This window comes from Clostridium arbusti SL206, assembly GCF_000246895.1.
Lineage (GTDB): Bacteria > Bacillota > Clostridia > Clostridiales > Clostridiaceae > Clostridium_I > Clostridium_I arbusti.
In genome coordinates this window covers 1-3,628 of record NZ_BAEV01000164.1, presented here as the reverse complement: position 1 = coordinate 3,628, position 3,628 = coordinate 1, and the positions used below count along the sequence as shown (strand labels likewise).

The 3,628-nt window shown below is 27.9% G+C and carries 5 protein-coding genes; all 5 read right to left on the bottom strand.

Features of this window, described 5'->3' with window-relative positions; genetic code table 11:
• Nucleotides 1–42 precede the first annotated feature (42 nt).
• Nucleotides 43–303 carry an HPr family phosphocarrier protein gene (locus RH99_RS17705; protein ID WP_010241470.1) on the bottom strand — a complete coding sequence of 87 codons (261 nt, stop codon included), beginning with the start codon at nt 301–303 and terminating at the stop codon, nt 43–45.
• Between the two features lie 105 nt (nt 304–408).
• Nucleotides 409–870 carry a PTS sugar transporter subunit IIA gene (locus tag RH99_RS17700; RefSeq protein WP_010241468.1) on the bottom strand — a complete coding sequence of 154 codons (462 nt, stop codon included), beginning with the start codon at nt 868–870 and terminating at the stop codon, nt 409–411.
• A 25-nt stretch (nt 871–895) separates the two neighbouring features.
• Complete coding sequence (locus RH99_RS17695) at nt 896–2,092, bottom strand: pyridoxal phosphate-dependent aminotransferase (RefSeq protein ID WP_010241466.1); 1,197 nt, start codon at nt 2,090–2,092, stop codon at nt 896–898.
• Nucleotides 2,093–2,260: 168 nt separating this feature from the next.
• The gene (locus tag RH99_RS17690) at nt 2,261–3,133 is read right to left on the bottom strand and encodes a decaprenyl-phosphate phosphoribosyltransferase (RefSeq protein WP_010241464.1); all 873 of its coding nucleotides are present in this window, start codon (nt 3,131–3,133) and stop codon (nt 2,261–2,263) included.
• 137 nt (nt 3,134–3,270) lie between these two features.
• Complete coding sequence (locus tag RH99_RS17685) at nt 3,271–3,531, bottom strand: stage V sporulation protein S (protein WP_010241461.1); 261 nt, start codon at nt 3,529–3,531, stop codon at nt 3,271–3,273.
• Between the last annotated feature and the right edge of the window lie 97 nt (nt 3,532–3,628).

Below are 3,628 nucleotides of genomic sequence, written 5' to 3'. Positions count from 1 at the left end.
ACACGTAGTATCCTTTTATGTTATCCTTTCAATTACAGATAATTATTCTGCTATTGATTCGATTAATTTTGCAACTTCTTCAGCTGCTAAAGTTTCATCATCACCAGAAGCAGTTACTTTAACAACAGCATTGCTAGTAACTCCTAGAGATAAAACTCCTATTAAACTTTTGATGTTAGCTTTTTTACCATTGTATTCAAGACTAACGTCAGATTTAAAACCAGATGCTTTTTTTACCAATAATGTAGCTGGTCTAGCATGTAAACCAGTAGAACTTTTAACTGTAACTTCTTTTGTTACCATTATATCCACCTCTATCAATTAAATATAGTATGCTCAAATCTCTTTATAATTTTATCATTTTGGAATAATTTATTCAAGTTATTTTTTAAACTATAGAAAACTTATCTATTTTAATATAACTTCGGCAAATTCATTTCCTGCTTTCTCTACATTGTAGTTTATATTAATAGACTCTATAACATCTACATTTGTTATAACTACAGGTGTCTCTAAATCACAATTGCTCTCCACATATTCCTTATCGAAAAATAATATTTTATCTCCCGCTTTAACTTTATCACCTAATTTTACATAGCTACCAAAGCCTCTGCCTTCTAATTTTGAAGTATCTAAGCCTAAATGTATAAGAATTTGAAGACCACCCTCTAAGCTCTTTATAATCAAAGCATGTTTTGATTCATATATTGAAACTATTTCGCCATCAACTGGAGCACATACATAATTACCCCTAGGTTTTATAGCAGCACCCTCACCCATTACTTTTTTATTAAATAAATAATCATTAACCTCAGATAATGGATTAACTTTTCCCTCAATAGGAAGTAATAATTTAACAACTTTTTTCATAATATTTCTCCTTAACTCATAAAAATTAATTAATTTTATTTATAAAACTATGTATTCTCTCAAGTCCTGTTTTTATATTTTCCATTGAAGTTGCATAGGAAAGTCTAACATATTGTGAAACACCAAAGGCATCTCCGGGAACCACTGCTACTTTGTCCTCATCTAAAAGAATCTGTGAAAAATCAATTGAATTATTTATAGTATGTCCATTTGCCTTTTTGCCTATTAATTTACTTATATTCATCATAACATAAAATGCGCCTTCAGGCTTAGTACAAGATACGCTATCTATACTATTTATTTTATCTACCATATAATTTCTTCTATCTTTAAATTGACTTATCATAAATTCTACTGAAGATTGATCTCCATTTAATGCTTCTACAGATGCATATTGAGCTATGGAATTAGGATTAGCTGTAGTATGTCCTTGTATATTTGACATTAGCTTAATCACTTCAGTATTACCACTAGCTGCGTATCCTACTCTCCAGCCAGTCATAGCATAAGTCTTAGACATACCATTAATTACAATAGTTCTATTAAATGCATCTTCACTTATACTAGCTATACTTATATGTTTAAAATCACCATATATTAATTTCTCATATATTTCGTCAGAAATAATGAAAATATCATGTTCTTTTGCAAATTCAGCAATATTTTTAATTTCTTCCTTTGAATAAACTGTTCCCGTAGGATTATTGGGACTATTTAACAATATTGCTTTAGTGTTTGATGTAACAACTTTATTTAAATCCTCTATAGTAAATTTGAATGAATTTTTCTCATCTGTATTAATTATTACAGGTGTACCATCACATATTTTTACTAACTCGGGGTAAGTTACCCAATAAGGTCTAGCCATTATAACCTCATCTTTTGGATTTAATATAGCTTGAAAGACATCATGAAGACACTGTTTTGCACCATTTGATATTATAATTTGTGATACATCATAAGTTAGATTATTGTCATTTCTAAATTTATTAGCTACAGCTCTTTTTAGTTCTATTATACCTGATGCTGCAGTATATTTAGTAAATCCATTTTCCATTGCCTCTTTAGCCGCAATTTGAATGTTTTCTGGAGTATTGAAGTCAGGTTCACCAGCACCAAAACCTATAACATCTATACCATTTTTCTTCATTTCCTTTACCTTTGCAGTAATAGCTAAAGTAAGGGATGGAGAAATATTTTTTGCCTTGTTGGATAAAATCATAAAGAATACCTCCTGATACGAATAATTTGTTTATTGTTATAAATTGTAAAAAATAGTAATTATAATATCTATTAAAATAATATACATAAAAATTATATTCCTAATTAAATTACTAAACAATACTAATATAAATATTTTTATATTAAGTACTAATTAAATTTTAAATTACTATAGTTTAAAATATATAATGGATATAACAACTACTGCCCACAGTATTATATTAATTAAAAACGGTATATCTTTTTGAAACACATCTTCTGGCTTTCCACCTATATTGTTTTTCATCATTAGATATTGATATCTAAATATGCCATAGAGCACAAATGGAATTGTAATCATCATTGTTCTACTCTGAATGGAACTAAATGTATACAGACAATAGGCTATAAGAATGCTTGGGGTAACTATGGTAAGCATATTGTCTATTAGTTCAACTGAATATTCATCTAATATCTTTCTATGAGCACCGCTTTTATCTTTTAATGTAATAATTTCACTTTTCCTCTTATTAAGTGCCATAAATAAAGAGATTAGAATTGTGCATAGAATCATCCAAGGAGATAATTGAACATTAGTTAAAATACTACCACTTTCAACTCTAAGAACAAAACCAAAGGTAATTATCATTACATCTACTATAATAATATTTTTTAATTTGAAAGAATACAATACATTCATTATAAAATAAATTAAAAATACAGCTAATAATCTTAGATTTATATTATAAGATATAATAAAAACAACAGCAAGTAGAATTATCTCCACTAGTATTGCCTGAAATTTTGTAACCTTACCACTTGCAATTGGTCTATTCTTTTTTTGTGGATGCTGTCTATCTTTACTTACATCTACCAAATCATTTAACACGTATACAGAAGAAGATATTAAACAAAACATTATAAATACAAATATATTCATTATAAGTATATATGTACTAGTAAATTTACCTGAAAATATCATTGCTGCAAATACAAAAAAGTTTTTTATCCATTGCTTTGGCCTCATAAGTTTAAATATCTGTCCAAACTCTAAGTTAATCATTATTTTCCTCCAAAAGTTATTAAATATATGCAACTTATAATTTAACATATTTAACAAATAAATAAAAGGACTTGAAAGATAATACCAAGCCCTTTTGTTAAATTTAAATATTTAATAAGAAATTTAATCTTCTTTCCCTATCTAGGTTGTACAATAAGTTTTATGGCTGTTCTTTCTTCACCATCTATTTCAATATCCGTGAAGGCTGGTATACATACTAAATCTATTCCACTAGGAGCTACAAAACCTCTTGCAATAGCAATAGCTTTTACAGCTTGATTTATTGCTCCTGCTCCTATAGCTTGTATTTCGGCTATTCCTCTTTCTCTTAGTACCCCTGCTAGAGCTCCTGCTACTGAATTTGGACTTGATTTTGCTGAAACTTTTAATACTTCCATAATAACCCTCCTAAAGTTCAATTAAAACTAGTAAATTTAGATATTAAAACCTATAGGTATATTATTCTACATATCATAAAAAATCTACTTATTATAT